The 6363-nt window shown below is 66.3% G+C and carries 6 protein-coding genes; 1 reads left to right on the forward strand and 5 read right to left on the reverse strand.

The features are described 5' to 3' along the window. Positions 1–38 precede the first annotated feature (38 nt). On the forward strand, positions 39–1439 hold the full coding sequence (locus SX243_01860; protein ID MDY7091697.1) for a 6-bladed beta-propeller: 1401 nt from the start codon (positions 39–41) through the stop codon (positions 1437–1439). Positions 1440–1613: 174 nt separating this feature from the next. Here the strand turns inward: SX243_01860 and SX243_01865 are convergent, their stop codons facing one another. The 5 genes from SX243_01865 to panB all read right to left on the reverse strand — a co-directional run bounded on the left by SX243_01865 (position 1614) and on the right by panB (position 6001). Continuing rightward, positions 1614–2429 carry a DUF6503 family protein gene (locus SX243_01865; protein ID MDY7091698.1) on the reverse strand — a complete coding sequence of 272 codons (816 nt, stop codon included), beginning with the start codon at positions 2427–2429 and terminating at the stop codon, positions 1614–1616. A gap of 434 nt (positions 2430–2863) precedes the next feature. Continuing rightward, on the reverse strand, positions 2864–3238 hold the full coding sequence (locus SX243_01870) for an aspartate 1-decarboxylase (protein MDY7091699.1): 375 nt from the start codon (positions 3236–3238) through the stop codon (positions 2864–2866). 6 nt (positions 3239–3244) lie between these two features. Next, entirely contained in the window at positions 3245–4138 is an 894-nt protein-coding gene (gene panC, locus SX243_01875) for a pantoate--beta-alanine ligase (GenBank protein MDY7091700.1), read from the reverse strand. A 2-nt stretch (positions 4139–4140) separates the two neighbouring features. Next, positions 4141–5223 (reverse strand): 2-dehydropantoate 2-reductase, encoded by a 1083-nt coding sequence (locus SX243_01880; protein ID MDY7091701.1) that lies wholly within the window; start codon positions 5221–5223, stop codon positions 4141–4143. Then, positions 5216–6001, reverse strand: a complete 786-nt coding sequence (gene panB, locus SX243_01885) for a 3-methyl-2-oxobutanoate hydroxymethyltransferase (protein ID MDY7091702.1) — start codon at positions 5999–6001, stop codon at positions 5216–5218. Before panB ends, SX243_01880 begins: the two co-directional genes overlap by 8 nt. Positions 6002–6363 lie beyond the last annotated feature (362 nt).

The following is a 6363-nucleotide window of genomic DNA, read 5'->3' on the forward strand; positions in this document are numbered from 1 at the left end:
CCTTGAGCCTTCTCATCCACAGCTTATCGGAGAGGATCATGGCCGATTTCTTCCCTTCGTCTCGTTCGCTGACCTCGTGGCTGCTCGGTATCTCAGTGCTCGGTATCTCAGTGCTCGGGCTCTTCCTGCTCGCCGGCTGTGGCCATCCAGCCGGCGGAGATTCGGGCTTCGGCAACGAGCCTCTCTCGGAGATCGAAGAGCCCGAACGCCGCCTCGCGCTGCGCATGGAAGTGGAAGGTCTGCTAGGAGAGACCGAAGACGGTGAGAAGGGGCTTTTGGGACGGCCGACGGGAGTGCGAGTGGACTCCGAGGGCAATATCTATGTTGCGGACCAGGCGTCCGTCAAGATCAAGGTTTACGATCGCTCCGGAGCTCTGCTGCGGGAGCTCGGCGGCCGCGGACGAGAGCCGGGGCGTTTCATGCGCATCGAGGCCTTCCACATCGACCGCGAGGACCGGGTTATCGTCGCTGACGGCAACGACCGGCAGCTGACGGTGCTCAGCAAGACCGGTGAGCTGCTCTTCGAGCATCCCATGGACCTCGAGACCATGCTCTGGCCGCGGTCCATTCAACAGCTTCAAGACGGGCGGTTCGCCTTCGTCTACCGGTTGCCCAAGGAGCGCCGAGACGGAACTCCCTGGCCCCAGAGCGAGTACTTCGTTCATCTCTACGACCAGGACCTGCAGGAGCGGCAAGGAGTCCTGGCGACGGTGGAGGACTTCGGGCCGGTGGACCATTTCCTCAACGACGCTTACTCGCAGATCTGGCCCGGTCACATCTGGCAGCGGCGGGACGGTTCCATCCTCTACGCGCCGGGGCTCTACCGCGGGGAGATCCACGTCTATCGCCAGCAGGACGGCGAGTGGCGCCACGCCGAGACCTGGGACGGCTATGTGGCTCAAGATCCGCCGTTGGTGGAGGTCGATGCGGAGGCCCAGCACAATTACTTCAACGTGCAGATCACCAACGAGAGCGGCAAGCGGGCGGCCCGCATCCGCAATCAGAGCCGCGGCATCTTCGAGCTGACGGACGGCCGGGTGGTGCACTTCACCGTGCTGACCGCCGGCAAGGACTCGATGGAAGTGATGTTCGGCGCCGAGATCTTCTCGCCGGAGGGGGAACTGGAGGGCTATGGAGTCTTACCCCAGATCACCGATCACCACCACACGGAGCAGTTCTACATCGATTGGAAGGACGAGGAGGACCGCTTCTACGTCCGCGAGGCCACCGACCGCTTCGTGGTGTGGATCGCCCGGCTGACCCAGGGTGGAGAGCTGGACGGCCCGGTGTGGGGAGTCCGTCCGGCCTCGGATCACGGCGCTATGAATCACGGCGAGACGGATCACGGCAACACGAACCACGGCAACATGAACCACGGCAACATGAACCACGGCAACATGGAGCCCGCGGACGAGGAAGCCCCAGGGGGCGATCCTTAGGGCGGGCGCCGCCGCAAAGAATCTCGGAGGAAGCTGAAGCGGGAAGTCTTCCCGACCTCGGCATTCTTCGGGATGCGGAGCACTCCCCGGGGGCGGTGGAGGGGCTCCACAATACGATGCCCCGGAGCGATGGACGCTCCGGGGCATCGGTCTATTCCGGCGAGGGGGTAGCCGTCAGGGCTGGGTGGTATCCACCACGGCGTCGGCCGGCATCTCCATGCGCGAGGTGTCGAAGGCCTCGCCGAAGGACCAATCCCAGATCTTGCTCTCGGCGTAGACGGTGTGATCCAGCAGGTAAATGGTGTAGGCGGTGGGAACTTTCAGGCCGTTGACCATGGTCCATTGGTCGTAGACCAGGACGTGGGGCTCGGTGTGCTCCTGCCCCTCCGGGAGCAGCGCCTGGTACGTCACGATGTACTCGTTGGCCGCCAGCTCGTAGGTCTCCGGGTGGATGTACAGAACGTAGTAATCGTCCGGAGTGTCCCCGACCCCGGGATCGTAGGTCATCTTCACCGTGTGGTACTCGGTGGGGTCGTCCCAGAGCTTGGCGGTACCGGGTTCGCCGAGGTTGACGCCGGGGTCCTTGGCCAGCCAGGGGAGATTGACGAAGTAGTAGTTGAGCAGCGCCAGGAAGCGCGGCGGGTAGGGGCTCTCCCAGTTGATTCCCCAGGCCTTTTCGCCGTCCCAGGCCATGGACATCTCCGTCCCCAGCATGTCGATGTAGGCCCGGCGGGATCCCTGCTCGACCACGACCCGGCTTTTCGAACCGGCCTCGCCGTTGCCGGCGGTGAATTGATCCGAGAAGGCGACGGTGGGGGCTGTAGCCCAGGCCTCCATGCCCCCGTGGGCTTCGACCATGCGGTCGACGAGGGTCTCGGCGTCGAGGCTGTCACCCTCGGCGGCGGCGTCCAGAGTCCAAAGGGGGAGAGCGAGGAGGGTCAGCGCCGCGGCGAGACCCAGGATGCGAAGGGAAACGAGCCGATGGATCATGGGACTGTCCTTTCTATGGGCCCTTCCGGGGCCCTTTCTGGAAGGCTGCCGGAGGGGCAGCGAACCGGCGGTGTTGTTGAGGCCGGTGGTGTTTGAGAATCCATGCAGACTCTACCCCAGGAAGCGGGGCAGAAGCTCGCCCGGGGATACGGGGCGGCGGGGGAAGTGGTTCAGGGGAGGGTCGAAAGAACCCGGTTGGCCTGAGCCCCGGCGGGTGGGGATAAGGGAGTACCGGGGCTCAGGCCGGGCCGGGAGGAGGTGGGCGGCGAGACCGCCCGAAGCTCGAAGCGTTGGCTATCGGAATCCGTTCAGAACTGCATCGGGTAGCTTCGAGCTTTTATTCCCGAATTGCAATGTGAGTATATCTGGGATCTCCTGGGAGTCAAGGACTTTTCCTCCTCGAGGAGGGGATTGGAGGGGGCGTGGAGGAGCGTTCAGTCCGTGACGGGAGTGCCGTCGCCGGGCCGGTGGAGGAAGCGGACGAAGCGGTTCTGGTCGTCCACCAGGATCGCGGTGGGCTCGATGGGTTTGTCGGTGAGCTCGAAGCCGATGATGATGATCTCTTCACCGGCTCGGATCATGCGGGCGGCGGCGCCGTTCATCTCCACCATGCCGGAGCCGGCGGGGCCCAGGATGACGTAGGTCTCGAGGCGGGCACCGGAGGTGTTGCTCACCACCAAGACCTTCTCTCCTTCCCACAGCCCGACCTTTTCCACCAGCTCGGAGTCGATGGTGATGCTGCCGATGTAGTCGATATCGGCTCCGGTGACAACGGCCTTGTGAATCTTTGAACGATAAATCCAACGCATAGCATTTCAGTCCTTCTCGACTCGATGAGCGACGCCGGCGGCCCCGGCGATGGGGCCAAAGGGTGCTTCGAGCAGAAGATTGTCAATCAGGCGAATCGTACCGTAAAACACCGCTAAGGAGAGGAGGACCTCGGTTCCGATCCGGTCGCACTCAGCCAAGGAAGCGGGGTTGGCGACGCTAACATAGTCGATGCGGGCGAGGGGCTCCGCGTCGATGATCTCGGTCATCCGCCGGCGCAAGACCTCGCCGCTGCCCTCGCCGTTGGCCAAGGCTTCGGCGGCGGCCCGCAGGGCGCGGTAGAGGACCGGGGCGGAGCGTCGCTGCTCCGGGCTCAGGCGGGCGTTGCGGGAGCTCATGGCGAGGCCGTCTGCCTCGCGCACCGTCGGACAAATCACCACCTCCAGATCGAAGCCCAGATCCTGCGCCATGCGCTGGATCACCACGCATTGTTGAGCGTCCTTTTGGCCGAAGTAGGCGCGGGTGGGGCGGATCAGGCAGAAGAGCTTGGCGACCACGGTGGCTACGCCGCGGAAGTGACCGGAGCGGGATTGCCCCTCCAGCGGCTGCGAGGCCTCCTCGACGGTGACGTAGGTCTGGAAGCCCGGTGGGTAGACTTCCTCCGGTGGCGGGCAGAAGGCGAGATCGGTGCCGGCGTTCTCCAGTAGCTCCAGGTCCCGCTCCAGGTTGCGGGGATAGTTCTCCAGGTCTTCGCTCTGGTCGAATTGGGTGGGATTGACGAAGATGCTCGCCGCCACCCGCTGATTCTCCCGCCGAGCCCGATGGACGAGCTCCAGGTGACCTTGGTGAAGAAATCCCATGGTGGGGACCAGGCCCCAGGAGTCTCCCTCGTGACGGCGCCGGAGCGCTCGCAGCTCTTCGACGGTGCGGGCGATGTGCATGGTCAAGCTCCTCGAGGATGGGATCGGGCGGCGAGTAGATCCCGAAGCATCGCCGGCTCCGGCAGCTCGGAACCCGCGCGCTGGTTCTCGTCGTCCACCGGGGGTCCGCCGAGCAGGCTCCAGAGCAGGGCGTTGAAGGGAGTGGCGACGCCCCGTCGCCGGCCTTCCCGGACCACCGCCCCGGTGATGGTATCGACCTCCGTGACGGCTCCCCGGCGGTGGTCCTGGAGCATGGAGGAGAGGTTGGCGGCGGTGCGCCGGCAGACTTCTGCAGCCCTTTCTCCGGCGGTGTCGAGGGAGGCGTTGGGAGGCTTCAAGAAGGGGAGCCGGGCCCCCGCAGCCCGCGCCACCGCGGCGGCCTCGGCGGCGGCCCGGTCGAGGAGCCGCCGGGCCCGGGGATCCTGCACCAGGAAGCCGTTGGGCACGTCCAGCAGGGCGGTGAGGGGGTTGATGGCGGCGTTCACCACCAGCTTGCCCCACAGCAGGCTGACGCCGTCGTCGGTGAGGGTGGGCTCGAAGCCGGCCTGCTCCAACAGCCGCGCCGCCGCTTCCAGCTTCCCGGCGGTGGCGGGACGGCGGGCGAGGGCGGTAGTGCCGGCGCCGGCGTGGCGAACCACCCCCGGGGCGATGAATCGGGCCCCGTGCTCGGTGGTGCCCACCGCCGCTCGCCGGGCGCCCACGGCTCCCTCCAGCAGCTCCAGATTGCCCCATCCGTTCTGCAGGGACAGGGCCAATCCTCCGGCACCGTTCGCCGTCGGTTCCTCTGTTGGCAGCTCGGGGCCTAGGAGGATGCGCGCCCAGGCCGCGGCGCGGTGGGTTGCGGGGCTCTTGACCAGGACCAGCACCAGATCCGCCGGGGCCACGGCGGCGGGATCGTCCGCCACCCCTACGGGATAGCTGTGGCGGGTACCGTCGAGCTCCTCGAGGACGACGCCGTCGCGCTGCAGGCGCTGCAGCTGTTCCCGCCAGGTGCCTACCAGGGTCACCGGGACGTGGGGCTGGAGGTGGCCGCCGAAGAGGCAGGCCAGGGCGCCGGTGCCGACCACCGCTACCGACCGCGGCAGGGATGGCCGGGCGTCACTCACCGACGCTGCGGAGGAACTCCCGAAGCTCCTCCTCATCCATGGGATAGGTGTGCTCTTCGCTGGGGAAGCGCCTTTCTTCCACGTCCTGCCGATACTCGCTGAGGGCTCGGTGGATCTCTTCGCCTACCTCCGCGTAGCGTTTGACGAAGCGGGGCTGGAAGTCGTCGAAGAGGCCCAGCATGTCGTGGTAGACGAGCACCTGGCCGTCGCAGCCGACGCCGGCGCCGATGCCGATGGTGGGGATCCTCAGGCGCCGGCTGATGACCTCCGCCACCGGTGCTGGAACCGACTCCAGGACCAGCGAGAAGCAGCCCGCCGCTTCCAGGGCTAGAGCATCCTCCAGCAGCCCGCGGGCGGACTCGGCGGTTTTCCCCTGCACCCGATAGCCGCCCAGCTGAGAGATGCTCTGGGGGGTGAGGCCGATGTGCCCCATCACCGGGATGCCGCGCTCCACCAGTGCCCGCACCGTCGGCGCCATCACCCGGCCGCCTTCCAGCTTCACCGCTCCCATGCCACCCTCTTTGAGCAGCCGGCCGGCGTTGCGCAGGGCCTGGGGAATCTCCACCTGGTAGGAGAGGAAGGGCATGTCCCCCACCAGGAATCCCCGGCGGCTGCCGCGGGCGACGGCCCGGCAGTGGTGCACCAGCTCGTCCATGGTCAGGGGTACGGTGCTCTCCATTCCCAGCATCACCATGGCCAGGGAATCCCCCACCAGGATCACGTCGATGCCGGCGGCGTCCACCAGGCGGGCGGAGGACAGGTCGTAGGCGGTGACCATGGTGATGGGTTGCCCGCGACCTTTCTTGGCCTGGAGGTCGAGAAGGGTCACCGGTTTGAGACGGGTCTTTTGGGAGCGGGGGGGCTTCTTGGTGGCGGGCTCTTTGGTGGAGGGTTCTTCTTCGGGAGGCTTGGAATCGGGGGGTTGGGCGCTCACGATGACTATCCTCCCAAAGTCCGGGTTCGAGGAGGTCTGGCGGGTGGGGAGGTGCGGACGACGCAGTCCAGAGGCAGAGTCTAGCAGCCCGTGGTGAAAGTCGAGCCGCGCTGCGAGCGGCCCTTTTCCGCCGAATCTTCGTTCGAAAACCTCGCCGATACTCGCATCGCCTGCGGTTTTCCGGCCTTGATTCGGCGAAAAATCTC

The organism is Acidobacteriota bacterium (assembly GCA_034211275.1).
Taxonomy (GTDB): Bacteria; Acidobacteriota; Thermoanaerobaculia; order Multivoradales; family JAHZIX01; genus JAGQSE01.

Excerpts from the sequence above, each read along its gene's own strand:
- SX243_01860 (MDY7091697.1), top strand. The coding sequence starts at position 39 with ATGGCCGATTTCTTCCCTTCGTCTCGTTCGCTGACCTCGTGGCTGCTC.
- SX243_01865 (MDY7091698.1), bottom strand. The coding sequence starts at position 2,429 with ATGATCCATCGGCTCGTTTCCCTTCGCATCCTGGGTCTCGCCGCGGCG.
- SX243_01870 (MDY7091699.1), bottom strand. The coding sequence starts at position 3,238 with ATGCGTTGGATTTATCGTTCAAAGATTCACAAGGCCGTTGTCACCGGA.
- panC (MDY7091700.1), bottom strand. The coding sequence starts at position 4,138 with ATGCACATCGCCCGCACCGTCGAAGAGCTGCGAGCGCTCCGGCGCCGT.
- panB (MDY7091702.1), bottom strand. The coding sequence starts at position 6,001 with ATGGTCACCGCCTACGACCTGTCCTCCGCCCGCCTGGTGGACGCCGCC.